At 56.7% G+C, this 25,054-nt stretch carries 18 protein-coding genes and 1 pseudogene; 7 read left to right on the top strand and 12 right to left on the bottom strand.

What is annotated here, in order from left to right; translation table 11 throughout:
• Nucleotides 1-8: 8 nt before the first annotated feature.
• From DU506_RS01260 to DU506_RS01235, 6 genes are all read left to right on the top strand, one after another.
• On the top strand, nt 9-1,172 hold the full coding sequence (locus tag DU506_RS01260; RefSeq protein WP_114485142.1) for a type II secretion system F family protein: 1,164 nt from the start codon (nt 9-11) through the stop codon (nt 1,170-1,172).
• A gap of 87 nt (nt 1,173-1,259) precedes the next feature.
• Entirely contained in the window at nt 1,260-1,823 is a 564-nt protein-coding gene (locus DU506_RS01255; protein WP_114485141.1) for a type 4 pilus major pilin, read from the top strand.
• 60 nt (nt 1,824-1,883) lie between these two features.
• Nucleotides 1,884-2,399 (top strand): type IV pilus modification PilV family protein, encoded by a 516-nt coding sequence (locus tag DU506_RS01250; RefSeq protein WP_114485140.1) that lies wholly within the window; start codon nt 1,884-1,886, stop codon nt 2,397-2,399.
• A complete protein-coding gene (locus DU506_RS01245; RefSeq protein ID WP_114485139.1) occupies nt 2,399-2,896 on the top strand; it encodes a hypothetical protein in 498 nt (165 codons plus the stop codon). Before DU506_RS01250 ends, DU506_RS01245 begins: the two co-directional genes overlap by 1 nt.
• Nucleotides 2,897-2,903: 7 nt before the next feature.
• Nucleotides 2,904-4,049, top strand: coding sequence for a shufflon system plasmid conjugative transfer pilus tip adhesin PilV (gene pilV, locus DU506_RS01240; RefSeq protein ID WP_181870657.1), 1,146 nt, complete (start codon nt 2,904-2,906; stop codon nt 4,047-4,049).
• A 215-nt stretch (nt 4,050-4,264) separates the two neighbouring features.
• A complete protein-coding gene (locus DU506_RS01235; protein WP_114485137.1) occupies nt 4,265-6,460 on the top strand; it encodes a S8 family serine peptidase in 2,196 nt (731 codons plus the stop codon).
• A 135-nt stretch (nt 6,461-6,595) separates the two neighbouring features.
• On the opposite strand, the gene DU506_RS01230 is transcribed toward DU506_RS01235, so the two are convergent.
• Nucleotides 6,596-6,871, bottom strand: a complete 276-nt coding sequence (locus DU506_RS01230) for a hypothetical protein (protein WP_114485136.1) — start codon at nt 6,869-6,871, stop codon at nt 6,596-6,598.
• Nucleotides 6,872-6,879: 8 nt separating this feature from the next.
• On the bottom strand, nt 6,880-7,320 hold the full coding sequence (locus tag DU506_RS01225) for a hypothetical protein (RefSeq protein ID WP_114485135.1): 441 nt from the start codon (nt 7,318-7,320) through the stop codon (nt 6,880-6,882).
• Between the two features lie 126 nt (nt 7,321-7,446).
• On the opposite strand from DU506_RS01225, the gene DU506_RS01220 reads away from it, so the two are divergent.
• A complete protein-coding gene (locus tag DU506_RS01220; RefSeq protein ID WP_114485134.1) occupies nt 7,447-8,967 on the top strand; it encodes a hypothetical protein in 1,521 nt (506 codons plus the stop codon).
• Between the two features lie 459 nt (nt 8,968-9,426).
• Here DU506_RS01220 and DU506_RS01215 read toward each other — a convergent pair whose 3' ends face one another.
• From DU506_RS01215 to DU506_RS01170, 10 genes and pseudogenes are all read right to left on the bottom strand, one after another.
• On the bottom strand, nt 9,427-11,112 hold the full coding sequence (locus DU506_RS01215) for a UvrD-helicase domain-containing protein (RefSeq protein WP_181870656.1): 1,686 nt from the start codon (nt 11,110-11,112) through the stop codon (nt 9,427-9,429).
• 124 nt (nt 11,113-11,236) lie between these two features.
• Complete coding sequence (locus DU506_RS01210; protein ID WP_147273718.1) at nt 11,237-11,839, bottom strand: hypothetical protein; 603 nt, start codon at nt 11,837-11,839, stop codon at nt 11,237-11,239.
• Nucleotides 11,840-12,066: 227 nt separating this feature from the next.
• On the bottom strand, nt 12,067-13,347 hold the full coding sequence (umuC, locus tag DU506_RS01205; RefSeq protein WP_114485131.1) for a translesion error-prone DNA polymerase V subunit UmuC: 1,281 nt from the start codon (nt 13,345-13,347) through the stop codon (nt 12,067-12,069).
• Nucleotides 13,347-13,757, bottom strand: a complete 411-nt coding sequence (locus DU506_RS01200) for a LexA family protein (protein WP_114485130.1) — start codon at nt 13,755-13,757, stop codon at nt 13,347-13,349. Before DU506_RS01200 ends, umuC begins: the two co-directional genes overlap by 1 nt.
• 209 nt (nt 13,758-13,966) lie before the next feature.
• Nucleotides 13,967-16,693 carry a DEAD/DEAH box helicase gene (locus DU506_RS01195; protein ID WP_114485129.1) on the bottom strand — a complete coding sequence of 909 codons (2,727 nt, stop codon included), beginning with the start codon at nt 16,691-16,693 and terminating at the stop codon, nt 13,967-13,969.
• Entirely contained in the window at nt 16,693-18,555 is a 1,863-nt protein-coding gene (locus DU506_RS01190; protein WP_181870655.1) for a site-specific DNA-methyltransferase, read from the bottom strand. Before DU506_RS01190 ends, DU506_RS01195 begins: the two co-directional genes overlap by 1 nt.
• 612 nt (nt 18,556-19,167) lie before the next feature.
• A pseudogene (locus DU506_RS01185) lies at nt 19,168-20,551 on the bottom strand (IS1380 family transposase).
• Between the two features lie 200 nt (nt 20,552-20,751).
• Nucleotides 20,752-21,780: a signal peptide peptidase SppA gene (sppA, locus tag DU506_RS01180; RefSeq protein WP_114485127.1), complete on the bottom strand. Its 1,029-nt coding sequence runs from the start codon at nt 21,778-21,780 to the stop codon at nt 20,752-20,754.
• Between the two features lie 113 nt (nt 21,781-21,893).
• Nucleotides 21,894-23,924 (bottom strand): adenine nucleotide alpha hydrolase family protein, encoded by a 2,031-nt coding sequence (locus DU506_RS01175; protein WP_114485126.1) that lies wholly within the window; start codon nt 23,922-23,924, stop codon nt 21,894-21,896.
• 21 nt (nt 23,925-23,945) lie between these two features.
• Entirely contained in the window at nt 23,946-24,965 is a 1,020-nt protein-coding gene (locus tag DU506_RS01170; RefSeq protein ID WP_114485125.1) for a hypothetical protein, read from the bottom strand.
• Between the last annotated feature and the right edge of the window lie 89 nt (nt 24,966-25,054).

Raw genomic sequence — 25,054 nt, 5'->3', positions numbered from 1 at the left:
TTACGACCATGAGTGATGCAACTCAGCTTAAAAGGTCAAAGGCCAAACCAGCGACTCCCCAGGATGTCAGTGTCGAGATCCGGGACCCCGGGAAACAGTTTTATATTTCGATGGCGTCGAAATTTTTCATGGCAGATGCCCGCCAACGGATGTATGAGCGACTGGCATCCCCGGTAGAAGCAGGGGTATCCATTAAGGTTGCCATCGAGCAAATGTACCAACGCGCTGCCTTTAAGTCAGAGTCGGAAACCCAGGCAGTCGTGCTGCGCCACGTGCTCTACATCCTAAATAACGGTGGCGCACTTTCTGACGGATTACAGCCCTTTATCCCCTTGAACGAGCAGATGCTGATTCGTGCCGGGGAAGAAAACGGGGCTTTGTCGGAAGCGCTTTTTCAGGCTGCGGGCACCATAGAGGCTCAGAAGAAAGTGGCGGCGGCAATCAAGAGCGCTCTTGCCAAACCCATGCTGCTTGGCACGGTGCTTTTCGTCGCCATGTATGTGATTGGGGCGCATGTTGCACCGCAAATGGCCGAAATTCTGCCTATGGATGAATGGCGCGGTCAAGCGCAATTCCTGGCAACGATTTCCGGCATTGTCACCTCAATTTGGTTTTTGGTGGTACTGGCAGGTGTGGGAGGAGTTATAACGCTATCCATCCTGTCGCTGAAACGCTGGTCGGGGAAAGGCCGCCGCTTTGCTGACAATCTGCCCCCTTATAGCCTCTACCGGGTACTTCAAGGAGCGGGGTGGCTGACCACCTATGCCGCGATGCTGCAGGCTGGCAGACCCATCCGGACAATCCTGGATGAACTTGAAGCGTTGGCTGATCACGATGGTAATAAGTATTTGGCGTCACGAACCATGAAGATCGGTATCGAGAATGAACTCGGGGCCGAGAACATTGGTATTGCAATGGAACGAGCCAGCACTAACTTCCCCGACACGGAGTTAATCGCCGACTTAGTGATGCAATCCTCGCTGACCAATTTCGATGAACGCATCAGCGTGCTTGCGGATCGCTGGATCAACAGCACGGTGACCAAGGTTCAGGGGATTGCGTCGATCATGAATGCGATGGCACTGGTAGTTCTCGCCATCTTCATAGGCTCCTTTGTGATGGGCGTCATCACGCTTAACCAGCAAATCTCCTCGTCCATGGGAGGGTTCTAGCTATAATCGTTAGAAACCTTCACAATCCGATACCTAGACCATGATATTATTTAATCGAAAGCCCTCCACCCCATACAGGTATTAGCAATGGAAACCAAAGCAGCACGATTCACATCCTACACGCCGTCCCAGAGTCTCAAAAAAGCAACGCAAGGCGGCTGGGCAATGCTCGAAACCCTGATTGCGATCATCCTCGGTTTGCTGATGCTTATCGGCGTGTTCGTCTATTTTCAAATGGGCTCAGCCTCAGCAAAAATAGCCGATGCCCGCCAGGATCTGATGATCACCAAAGCCAATACGGAGCGCTTGTTCCGCGGCCAACCAAGCTATCTTGGGTTAAATAACGTTCTGGCAACCCGTGCGGAGGTCGTCCCAACGTCGATGTACACCGCTGAAGGTGTCATCGTTAACCGCTTCGGCGGTGAAGTGACCATCGAGTCCGTTGACAACGGTCGCGGCGCGGATTCCCACTTCCAGGTCACCATGGAAGAAATCCCCCAGGAAGCCTGCATCGAGCTTGGCACCTATACCCGCAATGACTGGGTTGGAGTCACTATCAACGGTACCGCAGTCGATTTTAACAGCGTTTCAGAGGCCAGCACCAACTGCTCGGATCTGAACGAAAACCAGATGGTTTTCATGTCACGCTAAGGCAAGTCTAAAAGGAGAGGGCAAGCCCTCTCCTTACTCTTCCAGTTCCGGGAATCTTCCATGCGACGAAGCAAATGCACATCAACTCAAGGCGGCTGGGCAGCCATCGAAGTCTTGATTGCCATTGTCGTGGTGCTCCTCATGGGAGTTTCCTCAATCAGCATCATTGGCGATGGACAGCGAGATCTGGCCATCGAGCGTAGCAAAAATGATGTCATGAGCCTTCGTAACAGCATTGTTGCAATTTACTCAAGTCGTGCCAGTTATACAGGCCTTAAAAATGAGGTTCTTGAAGATTTCGACGCAGTGCCTAGCGGCTTCAAGTCCTTCACGGGGCCCGCTGGCTCCGACCTCACCATTACCGATGATCCTGGTGACGATCGTTACTTTCGATTCATGTTCGATAATTTCGATAATCGTGAAGATGCCACACGCCTTTGCATTTCGCTTATTCCAGAGCTTCATTCCGTTTGGGATAGCTATATCGTCGGGGCTCAGTCCTTCGCTCCCGGCGACTTCCAGGATGCTTCCGCCGCATGCCATAACACTATGCGGTTTGGCTTGAGGGGCAAGTAATGATTGCAGCGATCTTCATGGCTATCGGTATGACCGCTGTTATCCTTTGGAACTTCCAGACATCCCAGCTGGACGATACGGGCACCTATACCGCCAGCCGGATTGCATCCGACGCGGAACAGTTCATGCGCTATAAAAACCTTGTGCGTGCCTATGACGCTTACAGCAAACACCCGGATTCGGAGGATTCGGCAACCCCCTCCGGCGAGCCTTCCTGGGCACAACTCAACAACGTCTCGCACTCTCATTGGGGGGTGCCTACGATCGATCACCATGCCTACGTTAATTGGAACGACTGGACCTTTGTCTGGAGTGAAAAAGGCGGGCGGCTCTACAGTGACGTAAGTCGGCTCAACGAAGGCTCAAAAGGGGTTTGCATGGTGATTGAGTCGCGCCAATGCATTATCCCTCATAGCAATATCGCGCTTCTGGGTGCTTCCGAGGTCCCCAGCTTCATTCCGGTAGGCAGCATCGTGTATGCCTGGAACAACTTGTGAGGTCTGCATGAAACGCACGCAAGGCGGCTGGATAAGTCTCGAGATTATTGGTGCGATCCTGGTGATTGCCGCTATCTCACCAATGCTGTTCGGCTGGTACATGAACTATCAGAACAGCCTGACTTCTCAAGTTACCGCAAGTCATCTATCTCGACTGACCGCTGCAGTGGAGTCCTACACCAAGTCGAACTGGAGCACATTACACAGCCAAGCCACCTCTGCCGGGGCTGCTGAAATCGATCACGCAACACTTGTCGCCGAAGGCTATCTTCCGGCTGACTTCAGCATGATCAACCCGCTGGATCAAGATTACGAAGTTATTGCCATTCCCGGCCCAGACGACTCTCTGACCATTCTGATAGCGGGTACCGATGGGAGTCCCGGCCACAATGGTACGCTCACAGGAGATGACCTGAATCTTGTTACCCGGATTGCCCCGGCAGTCGTTAGAGCAAGTGGTATCAATGCGGGCTATATCCCTTATACCCAGCTTCCTGGCTCTTCGCCGACTGTTTTTGAAGGTCCGGATGGGGCATGGACGTTCGATTTCTCAAGTAATGCCGCCCTTGCCGGTCTGGATATATTTCAGGGGTCGGTGGCCTCGCTTATCCACCTTGAAAGTGGGGCGATAAACAATGATTACCTGTATCGTTCCAACATCGGGATTCCAGAGCTCAATCGCATGGAAACCACCCTGGACATGCACGGCAATGACATTGTTGACGGCGGCACCATTCTTGCCCGCGATGTGGTTATTGATGACGTAAAAATAGATGGGCAGCCGGCAAGTTTGAGTCGTGCGGTGTTCGTAATGACCCGAATGCGCCCCAATCAGACAATAAGCAAACCCGAGTGCCCGACTTACTCTGATGGTACCGTTTCCACGCCATTGGTATTTGTTGCCGTCGATGGCGCACCAACCGGCGGGACTTCCGGTGCGGGCATGACCATCGCCACCACGTCTGGAAACGTGACCGGCGTCGTCCAGTCGGTACGCACCGACGCGGTAGACAACGGCAGCAACTGGACTTTAAGGATGCAGGTCTACATTCAAGGCGGGACCGCCGGAACTACGGGGAACTGGTACACCGTCAACGCTGCAAGTGGCGCCAACTGGGAAGCGTCCCTCATGGTAGGCACCAAATGTAGCTGAGCGGAGTGCTACGTGATCAAAGCCCGAGAGGTGATACCTCTCGGGCTTTTTCGTGGAAGCGACTAAAGTTCAGATGTATAAGTGCTGATATATGAAAAAACCTAAAAACGAAGGCATTTGAAGTGTCAGAAATTCTTGGCAGTGAATAAATATTGGTATGATGTAGACATTAGAACATCAATCCAATTCGCAGCAACCGCCGTCAGGAGTTCGACATGAAAAAGCAGCCTCTCGCCATCGCCATCGCCATTGCCTCCACTTCCATTATCCTTACCGGGTGTGGGGGTGGTGGCGGAGGGGGCGGTGGTACCAAGCCGACTGATGACTCTGGGCTCCATGAGTACACGCCAGAGGAACCCAGCACCCCTACGTATGACTTGCAGGCTGTGCGAGTGGCCGTGGTTGACGGCGGTTTTGACAAGGATGCCATCGATAACAAGGAGCGGATCATTGATAGCTACAGCATTCTTACCGAGGAAAGTGATGTCTTGAGCGATAACCCTTGGCACGGCAACGTCGTTGCGTCGACGGTCACTCTCGATCCTCTGGGCAACTCACGGTTGGATCTGATAAAGATCAGTAATGGTGATGGCGCTGTAGATTCTCAAGCACTTCGGTATGGTGTGGGAGTGGCGGCGGATCGCGGCGCTCGCGTGGTCAATCTTAGCTTTCGAGCAAACCTGAGCGACCCCACCCCTCATCCTCACTGGTCATACAATGGCGTCACTTCGGCAGAGTCGCTCAACAAGATCGTCACTTCCAATGGCGGTCTGGGTACCGTATTTGTCCAGAGTGCGGGCAACGACGGCAGGGTCATGGAAGTTCCATCGGAACAGCCAATTTACGACAACCAGGAAATGTTTTCGCGGATGCTGTTCGCGGGTGGCTCGATCGATGACGGGGCCGATATTCATCCTGACAGCAATCATCCGGGGGACGATACCCACCTGCAAAGCCGCTTTCTCACCGCACCGTATATCAATTCTGAGGTGGGTGCGTCCGGCACATCCATTGCCGCGCCACAGATTTCCGCCTATGCCGCCGGTATCATTGGCATGTGGCCGCACATGAATGCGCAGCAAGCCAGCCAGCTTCTGCTGGATACCGCCAGCCGTCATTCAGCTCTCTATGAGCGTAACGACTGCGGCGCAGGCGGCACCACCAACTGCGGTGCCTACTTCATGGGGCAGGGCGAAGCCGATATCCATGCCGCTCTGGCCCCTCAAGGTGAGGTTTCCGTTGCCTCGGGCAGCCAGGTAGCAGCGGGCGGCCACCTGCCCACCGAGAGTGTCGCGCAGCTTTCCGGTGCCTATGGCGATGCCATGGCCTCAAGCGCCGCCCTGCAGGACGTCACCGTCTTTGATGACCTGGGCCGCGACTACGCGCTGGATATGTCGGGCAATGCCGCACCTCGCGACAATCGTGCCGCCCTGATGCGCAACAACATGGATCGCCTCTCTATCACCTCCAACCAGATGCGTCACATGTCTCACAATGAGGCGGGGATGTTCAGCTTTGGCACCGTGCAGAACAATTTCGGTGACGTCCTCGCCAGCCGCTTTGACGGAACCTTTGGCAACGCCATGCTGACGGCCTATCACTACGCCGGTGGCGAAGTCGACCCACTCAGCAGCTATGCTGAATCCGGCATGATGCCGATGCTGTCCTTCCAGGGTGGCGCGGATATCACCCGCAGCATGGAAGCGGTTGCCGGCGTCAAGAGTGAGTACGCTCTGGGAGCACGCACAAGCCTGATCGCCGCGCACTGGAACGGCAGTGTGGATAACGATGCCGCAAGCCTGCTCAGTGATTACAGCGCCAATCGCTCTGACGTAGGCCTGAGCTACCAGCTGAGCCCTGCCATGAGCCTGACCACAACGCTTGGCGTGCTTAACGAGTCCAATGGACTGCTCGGGGCTCAGGGGGCGGGCGCCATGAGCTTTGGCGACAGTAACCGCATGACCTTTGCCGGTCTGAGCATGGATTACCAGATGGCTGATAACTTCAGCGCCTTTGCTCAGTTCGAGCAAGCGCAAGGCAGTGCCAGCGGCAATGGACTGATTTCCAGCATCGACAATATCCGCGCTCAGGAAATGGCGGCAGGCTTTCAGTGGAACAGCGGCATCCAGCAGGCGGCACTCACCTTCCGTCAGCCAATGCGCATCGACAGTGCCGATGCCACCTTCAATGTGCCGGTGGGACGCACCCTCGCAGGGGATGTGATTCGCGAGAACCGTGAAGCCTCCCTGTCACCCTCTGGTCGCCAGATGGACATCGAGTTTGGTTATACCGTGAAACCTTCGGCGCGCAGCCAGCTGCAGATCAACCTCCTGCACTCGCTGGAGCCGGGGCATGATGCCGATGCCAAATCCGATACCGCAGCGATGCTGAACTACTCCATCGACATCTGATCAACAACGCTTCATCGGCCGGCACACGTTGCCGGCTTTTTTGCGTCTGAACGTTGGGAAACAACAGGCTGCTGAGCGCAACCGATAGGAGTGTGGCTGTCGGGATGGCAGGGATAGCGCAGGAAGGAACTAAAACTAAAACAGAGGGAGCTGGGTTTCTTCCGTGCCGGGTCGAGACAGCGGGGATAGCACTTGGTGCCGCTCGCACACCGCGTTAGTGGCGTCACGCTCAAGAAGGTAATCATCAACCCCAGAAAACCAGGCGACGTCCTCAAGCGTTAGCCCCGGGGCGTTTTCGGGCGGGAAGATCACGCGCTGGGATTGCACGCAGGCAATATAAGCATCTCGGCGGATACGGGCAAATGCTTCAGTGGCGGATGGGATCGTATCCCCGGACTCCTCGCACGGCATAAGCGCTTTCACTCCTGAAAGAGAAGGTTCAGCCTAGCGGAAAACAGCACAAGAACCACCAAAAAATGCAGACACATGAACACTCTATAGAGAATGGGGGTCGAGGCCCATCCAGGGTGCATGCCACCCGCCCGCCAGGTCATCACCAGCGCAAAACACAGCCACAGCACCAGCACCCGGTACACAACAGCCGTCATGCTCACCGGCACAGTGCCGGCCAGTCCCGCGAAGATGAAAAAAGGCATGATAAACAAGGACCAGAACGCCCAATGCACGCTGACCTCCCCTCGCCAGGCGAGCTGCCATACCGCTGCGCCGGGAAGACGTTCCAGCAATGATTCGACAGGCTTGTGCTTTCGATTCTGAGACCGGTGGAAGTGACGGGCTCGCGTAGCGGCAAGATGGCGCAGCAATGTCGCGGAGCGAGGCGGGGGCAGGGCAATAGGCATGCAGGACTCCATTTATCTATTTACTGACCAGAATACCAGAAAATGTAAATAGCGGGTTGCGCTGCCTTGCCCGGTGGTCTAGTATATAGAATAACAGCAACCAATATACAGTCCAGGAGGTGCCCCGTGAGCATCACCATTCAGCAAAACATCGAAACCACCTTTTCATCCGTGTTCCAGGAATGGGACAAGCAGCCTACGCCCTTTCTGCGCGAGCGTGAGGGCGCCTATCGTCAGGCATGGCTGCGCCTGAACCTGGACATGAAGCACGTCGATGTGGTGTTCACCGGCGGTGTTGCACAGCCTGCCATTCGCATTGTCCCCGAGAAAGGGATCATCGCGGTACCGTTGCCGGCCCTGCTGACAGGCCTCCAGGCCAAGAACATTCTGGGCGGCCCTATCGAGGCGCACCCCTCGATTGAAAGAGAAAGCCTGGAGTACATCATGTCTCAGGACTTCATCAGTCCAGGGGCAGGCAAGGAGCGGATACTCAAAAGCCGCGATAAGATTGCCGATTTGCTGGAAGTAACCATGTTGCACCTTTACGAGATGGCGTCGATCAATGACGTCCGTGACGCCTTTGAGGGCAACATCAGTGAGATGGACCTGAAGGGCTTTGATGATGAAGGCCAGTACCGCAAGGCCGAAGCTCGCGTTACCCGGGTGATCGATAAGAAGACCGGACGCTCTCTGGCAGAGCCCGACGTCGCCCAGAGCGTGATCGACCGTCTGCACCATGGCGATGCCGCCAACCTGATCGTGATTCCGGAGCTGGTGAAGCGCATTCAGGAGCTTGCTGAGATGACGCGTGCCACCGAGCAACGTCTGGCAGAAGTCGCAGCCGTTGAAGCACGTCCGGTATCCTCCACGGATGATGCGATCGCCGCACCAGTTACCATGGCACCAGAAGCTCAAGTGGCCGCTTGCGCAGTGAAGGGCGTGACCACGCAGGGTGCCAAGGTAAAGAATTGGCTGGCACAGGCCGTTAGAACCGATACCAAGCCGGCACGCTGCGTCGCCGAGCGCGGCGGCCCTGCGAAAACACGGTTGCCAAGCATGTCATCACTGCGCAAGCTTGCACTGACAACATTGAACACTGGAGAACATGTCCATGACCGATCCATCACGCCACACCCCGCTGGAACACTACCTGGCACTCCCGCCGCAGACCCTCGAGCGAAAGCTGAAAAGGCAGGTCGTTCGAATTCGCCTGGTGCAGCTCAGCAACCGTGGGATCGGCGTCTTGAGCGACTTGATGTGGGGTGGGCTGCCACTGCTCCTGCTGGTGACGGGGCTGTGGGTGATGTTCATCAAATGATGACTCCCCCGCATCGAGATCAGTCATCGGTACCTTCCATACGACAGGCAGCGGCGGTTCTTTCCTGGGGATCACGTCCGACCATGACGACAAGTTCATCATTGATGCCTGCCAGCGAAAGCGCAGCGCTCAATGCCAGATCCGCACCAGCAGGTACACGAGCCTCTCCGGCGACAACACCGGCATACCGTGTTGGCCAAACAGCCAGAAGAGGGCCATTGGGAAGGCCGGACAGGATGCCAGATCAACGTAGCGCCTCATCCTGGAACAACCACTACCCATGCAAAGGCAGTACCTCGCCGAATCTGAGTAACACGGCCGCTATTTAAGGAGAAATGAGTATGTCAGGCGCAAAGATTGTCGCTGTAGGCCTTATGATTTATCCGATTCTGGTAGGATTTGACTACTGGCATGCCTGGTTCGCCAGGGCGCTGGGCTCATGAGAAGCCAAGCAAACTATCATGAGAGTCGGACGCCAACTTGCCTTGAGGGATTCATAAAAACAAATGCAGTGGTGTTGACATCTGAAATGGTTGAAGCTAATCTGAGTTTGTCCAGACAGCGTTGAGCGCGTAAGGGTTGGGTTGCATTCGGTGTCCCTGTTGTCTGGACTCTTTAGTCAAGGAAAGCGCATTTGAAACTGTATGACCTCGTTGTGCTTCCCTTGGCTAAAAACGGTTCCTCGCTTTAGAGCCGCCTCCTGTTCTCCCTGTCATGGACGACACCCTTTTAATGCTGATACTTTCCGACTCCAAGTGGGTCGGTTTTTTTTGCCTGTTTGCCTGAAATCAAAGAGACGGTCCCACTCCCATAGGCTTGATGGGCTTGGGGCTTGGCTTCTCAGACACTGCCCTTAGGTCATGGGTGGATGGCTTTGTGTTAAGGCACTCACGCTCTTCTTTGCTGAGATTGCGGACAAAATGCTCCATCATCTCCGTGCTCTTTGTCACTTCAGGCGCCAGCTTGATTTTGGCCTGTAACCGCTCAAGAGGGGGTAGGTCGGCGAGCTTGTCGATGTTGGCCTGCATCTCATTGCGTTTGATGTATGCGTGGATCATCTCCTTGGCGCCGTAAAGCTGGCGCTGGGCACGGGTGATCGCGACGTAATTTAACCGATCTTCTTCTGCCTTCGGTGCAGCTTCCTGTGTCAAAGGGTTAATTTCCGGCAACTGAAAATCAGACCCCAATCCGATTTCAGCCTGTTCGCGGCCTTTGAACTTGTGCGCGGTGGATACCAGGATGTCGGCATCTTCTTCTTTCACCGTTGAGGCCAGGTCGAGCACACTGCGCAATTTCTTCATCGGGAATTTGCTGACGACTTGCACGACCAAACGCAGCTCGGCCGGTGCGGCATACGCCTCGGCCGCTTCCTCGACCTCAACCCAATTGTCGAAACCGATAAAGTCAGGGTGCTGGGTTGCCTGACCACGCTGCAATTGTTCCACGGCATCGAGCATCATGCGCAGATCCTGGACCCCGCCGGCCACATGCAACCGCTGCTTGCTTTCGACCCCGCGGCTCATAAGGGCGCCGAAAACGCCGGAATTGGTGCGATAGAGCAGCCCGCGTCCCTCAAGCCGCGAACGATCCATGTCATAACCGAGCATCAACACCTCATTGCCCAAATGACGCAGCACCTCGTTGGCCGCCCCCGCAATCCGGTTATCGAATCGAAAGCTTTGGGAGAGGTATCTCGTCTGGGCATTCTCGATGCGATCCATGATGCTGATAGCCCCACGCCACTCGTAGATCGTCTGGTTGGGGTCGCCCACCACGATCTGCTGACAGGGCTGCAGCTGCAGAAGACGCAGCATGGCCTCGCTGGAATCCTGGCTTTCGTCAATGCAGACGAAATCAACCCCAAGATCCGGCTCTGAGTCCACAAACAGGCGCAGGTACCCATCATGGCTCATGGGCAGGCCGCTCGACTCGCTTAGCATGTCTTTCCAGAGGCGCTGCGCGTCTTGCACAAGTGTCGCTTGGAAGCCGGCGATGTCCGCAGGCCCCCACGCCTTGGCACGTGTCATTCGGCTGATGTCGCGGGCGGGCAGGTGGGCCACGCTTACCTCAGGATCGACGCTGGCGAGATAGGTGTTCAGCGTGGTCTTCACCAAACCGGCCCGCGTCAAGGGCGGGACGTTGCCCACACTTGCATAACGGTAGTGATGAAGCAGACGCACGGGATTCAGACGCCCGCCATTACCACCTTCAAGCCGATGGGCGTAATGGCGCCCCACGGCGCGAAATGCCAGGGAGTGAATGGTGCTGGCCTTGACGCTAGACGGGAACTTGCGCTGCGCCTCTACGGCGATGGATTTGTTGAATGCCAGGTACAGTCCCCGCCGCGGCGCCAGTGCATTACCCAGCATCACCAGTGTCGATGTCTTACCGGTGCCGGCAAGGGCATTCACCTGAAGGTTTACGCCTTGCTGACCAAGCTCAACGATGGACTGCTGCTGCTGCGTGGCTTGCATAATGGTTCCCTGGTGACCCATGAACGGTGAGGGGCATTCCCTCCATGATACCTATATAGGGGTCAGGTGCGCTTATCAGGCGTATTTTTTGCTGGAAAACGCAAGAAGCCACTGATCTCTGTCATCAGCAGGCATGCCGTCTGAGGGATTCCAGTGTCTGGATAATCGCGGTACGACAGCGCCCCAGGGTGAGCTCTGCAGCCGGGAAGCCCGCTGCGGGGTCAACTCGAAAACAGACCCTGGGAGCACCATCGGGATGGGTGGCATCAATGAACGCCACAAGGCGCTCAAACTCATCACTGACCGCCCAGTAGAGCTCCCCACCGTAAGCCTCGGGTTTCAACCGCCACCCCCGGATGGTCAGCCCCCGTGCCATGGCGGTCATTTCCGTATTGCTCGGGGTATGCGCTCTTTGCTCGAGCACAGCGGGATTCGCCAGTGCCTCGTCAATCTGGTTCTTGAGACGCCGCGCCATCCATTCGATTATATGCAAGGCCGCTACGCGATAGGACGCATAAAGCCTGTACAGCGACATGTCCTTAGCAGCGATTTCCAGGGCTTTACGGTGACGACAAGTGAAGTCAGACCACGAGTTAAAGCCCAGCTCCAACGCCAGACCATTGAGGGCCTGGTTGTGAGTAAGGCCGTGCAGGCGCTTGTGCTGCCAGGCTTTTTTCTTCAAAGCCCGAACATCCACCTCAAGGGTTTGATATAACGAACAGGACATGAACTTCACCTTCTTCGCCGGGTAAAGAGGGAGATAGCAGGGCCTTTTATCTTGATAAGAGAGAAGTAGCGACTTGAAGAGTTGCCCATCTGAGAAATGATCAAAGAACAAAGCCATTAAAAAGTGTGATGCTATAATAATACTAAAGGGTTAGTTGTTCAATAAAACCTATGCAGTAACCAGCACAAGCGATTTGGCAAGCCGTAAACAGGTGAGGTAGGTGAAAGCTAGCCGGCAGGCGCCAGATCTTCCCATACGGTGGTGTATCGAGGACTCAGCAACTCACGGCGCATCTGCCAGCCATGGCCAGCATCTTCTCGGGCAAGTCGCACGGTGGCCCGCCCCATTTTTGCGTTGATCGCATCCATGGCGCGCATCAGATCGTGGCTTTTGGGCCTTGGCGGTGGCGCAAAGAGATCCGGGGTGTAGCGATCGCCTGCAACAAATTGGGATAACACGATCCCCGCCTTGGCGTACCGAGGACCTTCCCGATACAAGTGAGCGAGTCCCTCGAGGGCGGCGGAAACCAGGGTGCGACTGTCATCCGTGGGGCAGGGCAAGGCCACGATCCGCTGGCCCGAGTAGGACTGGCCCTGTTTGGCAAACGCCGAGGTGCGAGCGAAGACCTGAAGGCACTGACAAAGCGACCCCTGGGCGCGCAACTTGGCCGCAGCTCTCACGGTGTGAGTGGCAATTGCCGCGGCAATATCTTCGTAGCGAGTGATCTTACGGCCGAAGCTGCGCGTGGCGGCGATCATCTGTTTAGGGCCGGGGGATTCACCCACCTCGAAGCATCGCTCGCCGGCAAGCTCACGGGCCGTGCGTTCGACGGTGACACCGAAGATACGGCGCAACAGGCGTGCATCCATCTTGGCAAGCTCCCAAGCGGTCTTCACGCCCATATCGGCCAATCGCCGGGTCAAGCGCGGGCCAATGCCCCAGACCTCTTCCACTGGCGCCAGCTTGAGCAAGCGCGCCTGGCGGCAAGGGTCGGAAAGATCGACCACCCAGCCGGTTTTGGGCGCCCAGGTCTTGGCGGCCCAGTTGGCAAGCTTGGCCAGCGTCTTGGTGGGACCAATCCCCACCCCCACGGGTATGCCTACCTGTCGTAATACCGTATCGCGAACGTCACGCCCCCAGGCGGCATACTCGCTTTCGGGAAGCCCGGACAAATCCAGCCAGGCTTCATCGATGCTATAGACCTCGATTCGTGGGGCCTGGGTGGCGAGCACGGCCATGATGCGGTTGCTCATGTCCTGGTAAAGTTCGTAGCAACTGCTGAAGGCGTGCACCTGGCCGCTGCGAACCAGGTGCGCGATCTCGTGCCAGGGCTGCCCCATGCGAATGCCCAGCGCCTTGGCATGAGAGTTACGTGCGACACAGGCTGAATCATTGTTGCTCAAAACAATGCACGCACGATTCCTCAGCCAAGGCTTGAACAAAAGCTCAATGCTTACATAGCATGAGTTCACATCTATAATTGAAATGGCGGGCGGGGCGGGTCGCATCAGCTAACCCCACATTTGCCGAGCAAGGCATGCAGGTTCCAGGTGCAGACCCCCCAGACTTCCAGCGGATTGTCCTCGCCGATCACCAGTGGGGGATAGGCCGCATTGGCGGAGTGCAGTGAAGGTGTTGGCACAAGCCGCAGCTGCTTGACCAAAAAACCCTCCCCGACAACGGCTACCACGATATCGCCGTCGCCAGGCGTCCTTGCCTTGTCGATCACCAGCACATCACCGGGATAAATCCCAAGCCCCGTCATGCTGTCACCCACAGCGCGCATCAAGAAAGTGCTCGGCTGGCGAAGGCAGGTGACGTCATCCAGGGAAAGCGGGGGCTCGGCAAAGTCCAGCGCCGGTGAACCGAAGCCGCAGCAGGCGAGAGGTAGGGGTGTGTTGTCCTTGGCGAGCGGCATGTCGAACGGCCTTAAAGCACTGTATGAAGATACAGTTTAGGCGACAGCGTGTTGTTTAATCAAGGCTGCGAAAAATGCCCCAACACCCGAACTCAGATGTCAGTGGAAAAGGCAGATGCCAGCCGGAGCCCATCGGGGCTCGATGACACACCGATGGGCTGGGGGAACGATAAGAGAGGCACCTTTACGGCAGGCGCCTCTCAGGGGAATCAGGGAGCGGTGATCTGCAGCTTCTGATAGAGCGTAGATAGGTTGGAGAAGTCGACTTCTTCCCCGATCGCGCCTTCCTTGGACACCAGGTAATAGCGATCCTTGTCGTTGGTCACGAAGAGAACTTCGCCGTATTTCGGCGGGGTATGACGCCCCTTGTTGCGGATATCCTTAACGTCATGCTTGGTTTCCACCAGGCGCTGCATCGGCGTTTCGCCCGGCACATGCTCGACGCATACCACGAAGTCGGGGTAGAAATTGTTGCGATGTTCGCCTCGCACCAGCCTGACGCCAAACCGCTTCTGGTCGGGATTGCGGAACCACCAGGCTACGAAGTCAGCACGATCCAACGCTTCGGCGAACCGGCGCTCGTCGTTGTTCATGGCAAAGGAAAAGTCGAAGACGGTCGTGCTTACCAGGCGGTCATTCAAGCGCCACTCCTTGCGTGTTAAAAGATCACGCTCCATGAAGGGAAGCACCTGATGCAGCTCCTGGGCTTGCTCCTTGGTCGGCGGCATGACCCCGTAAAGGTGTTTCATGGAAGGGGCCAGTCCGATATCCGAGGCGTACAGCACCGCATCCGGCAAGGGCTCGCTCTGCACGGTATTGGCATGCGAAGCAATTCCATCCCAGAGGGTTTCCTCAAGCGCGGCGGCTTGGGTACATACCAACCAGTGAGCAGCGAAGCGGGCCATGCGGGTGACCTCGATCTCGCTTGGCGCCTCATCCGCCTCGTCCTCCAGTGCGGCTCGCAAAGGCTCCTCCATCCGTTTGGCCAGGAGTTTGACCAGCTCGACTTGATCCTCTTCCTCGATCATCGGCAAACGTTCGAGCACCGCCGCTGCCTTCTTAGCCAGCGCATTGCGATCCATCATGATGCGAACCCGCTTATTGGTAACCTTCTTCTGCTGGGTAAGATCGATGTGGCGCTCTTGCTCGCGATGTTTATTGCGAGCAATCCGCAGGGCGTCGCTTTGGGCGGAAGGCGAGATAGAAAGCCGAGTCGCCGCTCGGCGAGTAATCGCGCCCATCGCCATGGCATCTGGGCGTTTCTCGCTATACAGGAAGCCCGGTACTTCGGGCAGGTCTTTTTGCAGGGGATACACACTGATGCCAAGCGTAGCAAGCCGTGTCACCCAGTCATCCCAGTTTTCGGCTTCCTGAGGCAAGGGGGGTGGGGGCGCCTGGCTGTCTTCCTCGATGGGGTCCACCACGGATGCCCCGAAAAGCGTGCCTTGATCATCGGGAGCCAATGCCGGTGTCTGTCCCGTCGCACCATCACCTTGTGAAGGTGTCGCCCCCCCGGGAGACGTCTGGGTAGAGCTGGGTGACGAAGTGTTCGTGGCCGTCGCGCCAGGCATACCCATTCGGTGCGAGAGGACGCCTTGCGAAGTGGGTCGATTGGTGAAAGCCGTCGCGCCGCTGCGCGTTTTCCGCTCATCCATGACTTCCGTCTGCCCTTCCAAGGAGCTCTTGACCGCCATGGCTGACTTGACGGCCACCTGGTAGCCGAGTTGCGCTTCCGCATTGGCCAGATAGATATAGGCGGTATTCAGCGGGCCTGGGATGTCACTGTAGCTCGGGAAGACTGCTCGGATTTCCTTTGCCACCCGCATGACCCGGCCGATGAACTGCATGGCGAAATCAGCATCGTTGACCGACTTGGTGGAGGCCAGCACAAAGGCTCGAGGAGCATCGAAACCGGTTCCGGCGGACTGCTTGAAGATTAGGGCGCGTATCGAGGGGTTGTTGGCGATTGACCCCATCATGACCGGATCGGGGGCGTCCGCCGAGTGCTTGCCAATGGCTTGGGGAGGCACTCCGCATTCGCGCATCAGAAGGCGCTCCGCTTCCTCGATGGTGCCATCCCCATTGTCCACTTGCACAAGCAACAGGGGGGTGAGGTTAGATACCCCTGATGACTGCAATTCGGCTTCCAGAGCTTTGCTGCGCGCCCATGCCTGACGAATCACCGTGGCCTTCAAGTCGGCCACTTCCTTGATCTGATCGCTCAAGTCATAAACTACCGCCTCAATGTAGGCCTTGTTCAGGCGCGCCTTGACCACATCGTCACGACTGATATTGAAGGACTCGAAGCTTGAGCGGCCGGCGTTACTGAGAAAATCGTTGATCCGCTGGCTCTTGGGGGTGGCGGTGGCCATGGCCAGGTACTTGGGATCTAGCCACTTGACGAATAGACCAAACTCGGTGGCATCATCAAGCGCAATATGGGCCTCATCCACGACAACGCCGATCTCCAGATCCATTGAACGCGCCAGTGCCACAAAGGCGGCAGGCGTGCGGGCGGACTCGCCACCCCCGGCGTTGTAACCCGCGGTACGCCACGTCTTTCGTGATACCCCCTGGGTCGTGGAGACCAGCACCTGGCCCGCCTCCGGCTCCTGGTTGACTCCATCAGTGAACAGCACCGGTGCAAGCGCAGGCGCGTTGCCCTTGAGCGCGTCCAACGTCTGGATAACCAGATTGGTGTAAGGAACGAACCAGAACCATATCACCGGCTTGGCCCGGGTCACCTTATCCATGACCTGCGAGAGCATGAAGGTTTTGCCCGAGCCGGTAGGTGCACGCAAAAGGCAGGGCGGTTCACGGTCACTGAGATGTGCCTTTGTGAGGTTGTCGATCAGCGTGCTCTGAAAGGCCTCCGGTAGCAGGTGCGGTCCTTGGGCGGTGGTGACAGCGGCGGCAATACTTTGCGCTTGGTTCATCACACCACCTCCATATCGGCCGGGTGAGGGGTACTGACTTGCCGGAACACTTCAAAAATCGAGCGGCACTCGACATCCATGTCCCCAGGCAGGGCATCCTGCAGACTTCCGGGGCGCGGGGAGTAGACGACCAGTCGTCGGGCAGGCCAGGCGGTCAGCTGCTCGACCACTGCCGTATTGATTGTACGACATACCAGTATGGCGACCCCCTCCAACTCGCCCACGTCTAGAATGGCGTCTTCGGTGGGAAGGTGCATTGCACCGGTATCTCGCAGCGACAGCATGGCTTGGGCGTGCTCGGGGGTGACGTCCAGGGCGAGGTCAGCTTCTTCAATCAGGTCCAGGGTGAGGTAAGCAAAGCTGCCACCCAACGCCTCCATACCTTTCTGGCCAGCCATCACGCGGCGGATACGCTCAGCACAAATATCGCGGCAGAGGTTTTTGTTGGGTTCTTTTTTTGTTGACTCTGTGCTGGAACAAAGAATAAAACGTCGGTTGCCGCCGTCGCGTTCGTTCAACTCCATCACTGACTGACCAGTGGTCCCGCTGCCAGCAAAAAAATCTAGAATTATGTCATTGCCATTAGATGTTTGACTTAATAGATTTCTTATCAGCGTAGGTGGCTTAGGATATTGAAATACCTTGCGTCCAAAGATTGATTGGATTAATTCTGTCCCTTCGCCCGCATTGGGTGACGTAATAGCAGCATAATCTTCATCATCGTACATTTCGTTAACACGAAATATCCAAGAGCTCAGGGGGTTCGTATGGCTTCTAAGGTCTTTCCAAAACTTCTTGAAAAGCGGCCGACCAAACCCAATCTTCTTGCCGATCCAAAACTCCAGATTTGGGGTATCCCTAGAAAAAAGCGGACGCTTTCGTTTAGGAGTGACAGGAACATCGCCGGAGTCAATCGCGGCATGAATCTCTTCTAAGTTTTTCCAGATGACAACTTTCTCATCTGCTGGAAATAGTATCTGCTTGCGGTTAATAAACTCTTCCATTGTTTCTGCTTGAAGCGATTGCCCAGCGTTTAGGCGAGCTTCTGAAGCGTATGCCCAAACTCGACTCTCATCACAGGCATACCATCGATCTGTTTCTGGATTGTAAAGAGGATAATAGAGATTAGGCCGATCAAATCGGTCAAATGCTAATGTCAGCGGATCTCCATTCCAGGGGCCGCGTGGATCATCATCAGGATTTTTATACTTTTTCTGAGTCTTTGGCTGGCCATTAAATGCAAAATCATTGCCGGCATACACCAGCACATGCTCATGAACATCGCTAAAGTTACGGCCTTTTGCGCTTGTGGTGTCTCGGGTCCTCCACACTAAGCTGCCTACTCGACGGCCCGGCATGACCTGATCCATCAGTAACTCAAGATGCGCCCTATTATCGTCATTAATCGAGATCATAATCACCCCGTCCGAGGTAAGCAGGTCACGGGCTAAAGATAAACGCTGATAAAGGAATTCAAGCCACTTGGAGTGTCGGTAGCGATCCGTCTTGGATACATAGTCATCGTTATATACCCAGTCCTTCGAACCCGTATTGTATGGTGGATCAATGTAGATCACGCGAATCTTGCCGGCGTGGGTTTTGCGTAACAACCGCAGGGCGTCAAAGTTATCCCCCTCGATAATCAGGTTGCCGGTGCTGGCGCCTGGCTCGAGGTGGGAAAGGGTAGGGTCTACGCGAGGCAGGACAACGTTGGCGTTTAAAGCTCTGTCATGCTCGATGGCATCGCGCTCCCATACGAGCCCCAAGGGTTTGCGGGTAAGCTCTTGAACCAGCAGGCGGCGTAGCTCATGCTCGTTCATGGTGTCTAGCCGGGAAAAAATTTCGGATGTCTTATCAGCCACGCCCTTCTCCTTTTGAATCACTGCTTTTTGTGGTCGCTTTGCCATCCGTCGAGCTGGGAGCTTCAAGAAGCCTCTTCCCCGGCTTGCTGCTGAAACCTTGCCATCATGTCGTAAAAGCAATTCTCGCAAATTAGGAGAATGCTTAGCTACTTTTGACCAGGAATACGGATGAGTCCGATCACACCGTATCAGACTTCAGCATTAATACGCTGCTTTTGCTCACTTGCAATTCGGCATATCAAATACTGAGGCGCAGGAAAGGATAGTCAGCGAAAAAATCCAATTTTGAAGTGCCGCTTAGTCCCAGAAATGAGAGCCATTCGGCATGCTGAGCTGACTCAATTGAGAAAGTGAAAAAGGCGATGTTTCTGTATTGACACCATTTATCCCGCCTAATTCATCACGGCGGCGGTAGCGCCATTCTTTAGCGCTTTACGATTACGTGATGGGCGCTTTGTGGCTATCTGACGTCTTCTCGACGCGCGCACTATGCAACATCGTTATGCTGCACCCTGTTTTTATCACTTTTATTAATTAATAACAGTCACTTATCCACTGCGTGTTCTCGGCTATTCGCCGATTACTGCCCTTACACCATCGAGCTTGCTAACGTCAGTCTGGCAGCGGTCGCAGTCGTCGAATACCCGCTAACAGGCGTGGCCACCATTTATCAGCCGCGACTCCCAGGCGCATTCGGATTTGCCGAGCATGCGTGGTAAAGGTCGCCGCCACTTTCAACACCTGTTCACGCAGTTTGACCAGGCTCCAGCCCTGCCCGGTATGTCGCTCCATCAAGCAACGCACGCTGTGCAGCACCTGGTAAGCATAGAGGCTCAGCAACAGGTTAACCTGGTTGCGCGCCATGACGTCCTGCACCGTTAAGTGCCCTCGATCTGCCGAGGATAAATGGAGATCAAGGGCCGACTTGAGTTCGCCCATGTGGGCTTCCGCCTTGCCGCGCTTGCGATAAAGTGCCAGGACCTTCTCCGCCGGGTAATGATAGCGACTTAGATTTGTTACCAGGAAGAAGGCATGCGGCAGCAGGTCATCCGTTTTTTCCTGCACGATCAACACCACACGCCGCGGAGACTCCCAACTACCGGCCTGGTAGTCCAGGTCATGGCACCACTCCCGCGGTGTCTCCGGTGGTCGCCCGGGCGGCCGTTTGAGATAGGGTGCCGCCAGTGTCAGCAACGTTTTATTGCTCTTTAATCGCCCCAGATAGGCGATATCCTTTGAGTCGAGCGCGCGTAGCGTTTCGCCATCGGTGAAGCCCGCATCCAGACGGACACGGAACTGATCCACGTCGCGATTGGTGCCCTCCATCAGGCGCTGAACGAGGTGAGGGATCCAGGTATCCGCGTTTTCTGCCGGGCCGGCATTCCCTTCTCGCAGTAAGCCGCCCACCATGTCACCGGTCTCAGCGATGGAGGCGACAAGGGGTGAGTAAATCCGGGCACCCGCATAGCCGTTATAGGCACTGCCACCCTGGCGACCAAAGACCTCGATGGGCAGCCCATCGATATCGAGGGTCATCGGCGTATTGGCCGTGTAAGGCGTGACGTCCGGCAGGCTGTTCAAGCGCCAGATCGCCAACCGTAATAAGCCTTCATGCACCGTATCGAGGTTATCTGGATCACTCAGACAGGTGATCAAGCGAGATAGCNGCCAACCGCCAGAGCGGGTCGTGACCCAGTACGTCGGTATCGCTCAAGTCGCCCCATCCCATGGCTCGCTGCAGCACGACGGTACGGAGTTGGCTGGTCAGCGAGTGACGTACGCGCAAAGGATCACGCGGATCCACCAGGTGATAGTCAAGCGCGCTGATCACGCCGCTGATATCGAGCGCTTCGCGGAGTATTAATCCGCCAGCATCACTGGTGGTGGCATCGCTACTTAACTGGACATGAACGGCGCCGTTGCAGGTCGGCGACCAGGACGGTAATCTTTCACCCATGGCGAATGGTCCTCTAGGGTCAGGTTCTTGGCGGAACATACTGATTTACCTAGATAATACCATTCGCCATTCTTATTTTCAGGCCTGCGTCATGAATAACCCAGGTTTATACTCGTATTGATTTATCTTCTCGCTTTGCGCAAGCCGGAATGAACGCAACAAAAAGGCCGGCATATTCACGATATGTCGGCCTTGTTGAGTCGGTCTGCCCATTCAAGCAATGCAATGACCGGGAACGCTTACCGCATCATGAGTCCTGTCTCACTGTGCGACACATTCATCAGATCCATGGCGACCACGCCAATCTGGCGAACGACCCGCTGGAACAAGGGCTGGCTCGGGGTGTAGTCCACCAGTCGATGCTCTCCATCGAACAGCTCCCTGGAGATTTGGCTGCTGTCACCGATGCTGTCGGCCAAGCCCATCGCGACGGCCTGCTCTCCGGACCAGATAAGGCCGCTGAAAACATCCTTATCGTCCTTGAGGCGATCGCCGCGCCCGGCTTTCACGTCCGCGATAAACTGCTGATGGACGGTGTTCAGCACGCCCTGCCAGAAATCGACTTGATCCTCGGTGACATCACGGAAGGGGTCGAGGAATGCCTTGTTATCGCCAGCCGTAAAGACACGCCGCTCGATACCCAGTGATTCCATGGCGTCCTTGGCACCAAAGCTTGACTGAATGACGCCGATGGATCCGACCAAGCTGGAAGGGGAGACGCGAATCTCGTCTGCCGCTGCGGCCACATAGTAAGCACCGCTGGCGCCTATGTCTTCGATCACCGCATAGACGGGTTTGTTGGTGAGGCTTTCGGATTTCAGTCGCAGAATTTCATGATAGATGCGCTGGGACTGTACCGGAGAGCCGCCGGGGCTATTGATCCGGATGAGGACCGCCTCGGCATTAGGGGCCTGCCAGGCTGAGCGCAGGGCGGTAATGATGTTGTCTGCGCTGGCGGGGCTATCGTAGGAGATCTGTCCCTCGACCTTCACGACGGCTACGTGCGGGGTTTTCTGAGTCTTGCCGCCACCAAAAACACTCAGGCTGCCGGAAAGCAAGAGCGCATAGAAAATGGCAACCCCCGCCAACAAGGAATACCCCAGCAGGCGCCGAAAGGTTTTGGCCCGACGCTCGCTTTGCCGATCCGCCATGACGCCCTGCACCCACTGGTTCATCAACTGGGTCTGCTGGCGCGATTGGGCGGCCAGGGCGTCGGCAATGTCCGCGCTTTGCATCTGGTCATCCGTACCGGTGTCTGACTTGTTCACGTCGCTTCCTCGCAAATTAATATGTTGTGATCATTATACCAGAATGATGTCAGCGCCAGCGGTTCTGGCAGGCAGGCATCATGCGACAGCCACATCGAGCCTAAGCGGTGTGCTTAAAGATCCAAGCCGGATTGGCGGGCAAACCGAGACACCCCTTGGTCGGGGCGTGCCGGGTCACCCTTGAGTGCTTTAGCCTGATCGGACAGACGAATGGCCGCGGCTTTATCAATATGCGGAGCGATATCCCCGCCATAGCGTGATATCGAGTAGCCGAGATACTGCAGCGCCTTGGGGTTGTCCATGATCTGAGAGACCTCCCCCCATGCGAGGCTGTCCGCCACGGTCAGCTTGCGCTCCCAGTCGTCGCGATCGCCTTTGCGAATGCTGAGAAAGCCCACGGAGAGCATTTGCCGGACAACATCGGCATGATGCGTTCCGGGCGGGTAACCTTGCTGATTGCGGATATCGCGCAAAAGACCGGGATTTGCTTCGGCAAAGCGCTGGTAAACGTCAGGCTCGGTCTGCTTCAATGCCATCAAGGGATCGAGGTCGCGGGCTTTTTTCAAGACATCCGGCCCCATGATCCAGACGAACAGCTCCGCCCCTTCGGCATCGACATCAAACAGAGGGCCACTGTTGAGCGGCACCTGGGTCTCCAGCCGGGGGTCGGGGCCGTCGCCCTCCCATGGCACACAATCCCCGGCAAAGCTCCAGGCGATGCTTTGCAGCGCCGGCGCGTCCTTGCCGGTGAAGACGGTCAACGGGAAACGCGCCCGGTCCTTCGCCGCAATGCTGGGGAAATCCTGGCGCAGGGCGGGCTCGTCGCGAGCCTCGGGGTAGTAACGCTTGCCGTTGTAGATGGCGTGCCAGTCACTCAAGGCCGCCCACGGCTCGTGATAGCCGTATCGGGACCATAGCGCCTGTATCGCCATCACTTTGCGTTCATCGAAGACTTGAAAGGCCGGCACCGTGCCTTCCTGGGCAGCGCGTTCCTCTTCATTCGCCTGGGCGGTGATGATGAAGCGCAGAAGCTCGCGACAGAACTCGGGGCTGTAGGCGTTGGGGCCGATTTCCAGCTCGCCGAACTCGTTGGGTTCCCGGGTCAGCCAGCTGCGTTTGTCCGGGTCCCAGTGGTTATCGACGATGGCCTGACGGATATCGAGCAAGGGCTTCAAGTGCGGATGACTCTCAGCCACCATGTTCTCCATCGAGCGGTCGTTTTCGATTTGAGAACAACTCCAGCATCCAAAGCGCTGACCACATCCAGCAGACGAAGCCTTGCCGTTGGCAAAGGCCGTGATCATGCATTCCCCGCCATTGCCGTCACGGTACACCTGCGTCAAGGCCTCGAAATCGCTGTAGGTGGCATAGGCCGCAAAAGCGGCCACATCGCTGGACTGACGCGCCATCTTGGTCATGCCGATGTGTTCCCCGACATCATCCAGGGTGAAGTGGGCGATGGGGCAGAGCAGGCGTTCTCCGTCACGGTTGGTCACGAACTGGTCGGGGCGCTCGCCCGAGGCGGCCATATTTTGAGCCCGAGAAGCACTTTCCGACCAGCGCTTTCCAACGACGTTGATGGTCTTGCCCGGCAGCAGTGACTTACACCGGCGCTTGAGCTGCTTGTTGGTCTGTACCTTGAGCATATCGGCGCAGGCTCGGCCCTGTCCCGGCATCGTCGCGGTCATGCGACCCCCGACCATATTGACCATGTAATCATTGCTCAGCGACGGTGACTGAACCTCGACGCTGGCCGGCAGGTTATGCTTCTCAATGTAGGCTTTAAGGGCGTTTGCCTCACCCAAGGCGTATTGCTCCATCACGGGATTGTCGTAGCCCACCTCGGCGTGGGCGAAGATAGCGTGAGGCACCTTGATGCCTTGCTCGATCGCCCGGTGCATGGCCGCGCACACCAGGGCGTTGGTGACTGACGAGTCTTTTCCGTAGGAAGTGCCGGTGATTAGGTGATACCCCTCAGCCATGTGCCGGACCAAGCTCTCCAGCGCCAGCGCCACCTTGTCCTCGAAAGGGGCGTCCGGCTGGCAAGCCTCGGGCAATGGATCGATAAGATCGACGGCCTCGATGCGCCGCTGATCGGGGTCGAATATGAAGGCGGTCTGCCCGGGCAATAAGGGTTTATTCATCATGCGCTCCTTGCGGATGGCTCACATGCCGGGACTGGTGTGCTTAGTGGTCAATGCAGGAGCACTGGAAGACTCGGGCTGGGCGATGCGAAGGGCATTTTTCACCGGGTCAGGTAATGCAGCACCGTCCTCGATGTCGAGATCCAGCCCCTTGATGATGCCTGCAAAGGTTTCGGAAAATGCCGCGCCATTACCGGAGACCGGCGCCGACACATCCAGCATTGTCGGCATGATGCCGTGCTCACTGAGCGTTGCCATGGAGATGCGTTCGGCCCGTCCCATGTCATTGATCATTGTCATGCCCGCCAGCACCGCCCCCGGATTGGAGACGTAGCGGGCGGTCAGTGCATCCTCGAAGCGTGCATCGGGATTGCGCTGCACATAGATTGCATCCTGTCCGTCACTGGAGGCCGCCACCTTGTGCCAGTCATTCCCCATCGCTTCGTTGAAGGCCGCAAGCTTTTCGGGTTCAACCTTGAACTGCGAGGTGACCACCCCATCGGAGAGGCGACGGGCATAGCTGCCCGAGTCATCAGGGCGGCTGGCTAGGCGGGCGGTCAACTGCTCGAAGGCCGGCTCCGTCGTGATCTTGTGGCGACGGGCACTGCCGTTGGCAAGGGTCACGGCCCATGCCAAGTCGTCCGCATCCTTTGGCGTCATTCGCCACCACTCGCCGGCATCGGCGAACAGCATCAGGGCTTCTCCCCGCGCCTCGCTGATCAAGGTCACGTTCTGCCAGTCACCCAGCGGCTTGTCCTGCCCAGCGCCTTCGCCAACAAGAGGGGAGGCGTTGCAGTCCACGCCACACGAATCCCCCGTCGCTTGCACCAGCTGGGTCAAAGCCTCCTTGGGGGGTAAGCCTCGAAAGTGCGATTCAAACCCTTCGCGTCCCTGGGACTGGTACATGGTGGCAAGCTCGGGGAGGAGCTGCCCGCCTACCGGCGAGGCCAGTTGGGTGGAGATGGCCTCAAGCATGGTGTCAACGGCGCGCTCGGGAGGCATGAGCCGGCTGTTGGTTTGTGTGCTGGATGGGTTGGACATGGTGATGGCCTCGCTATCGGTTGGCGCCTGTGGCGGTTATCGCGGTACTTCCTAAATAGGGGTCAGGGTGAGTGAGTGGGCGAAAAAGA

Origin of the sequence: Vreelandella rituensis (genome assembly GCF_003336665.1) — a bacterium.
GTDB classification, from domain to species: Bacteria; Pseudomonadota; Gammaproteobacteria; order Pseudomonadales; family Halomonadaceae; genus Vreelandella; species Vreelandella rituensis.
This window is presented reverse-complemented; position numbering and strand designations above follow the sequence as displayed.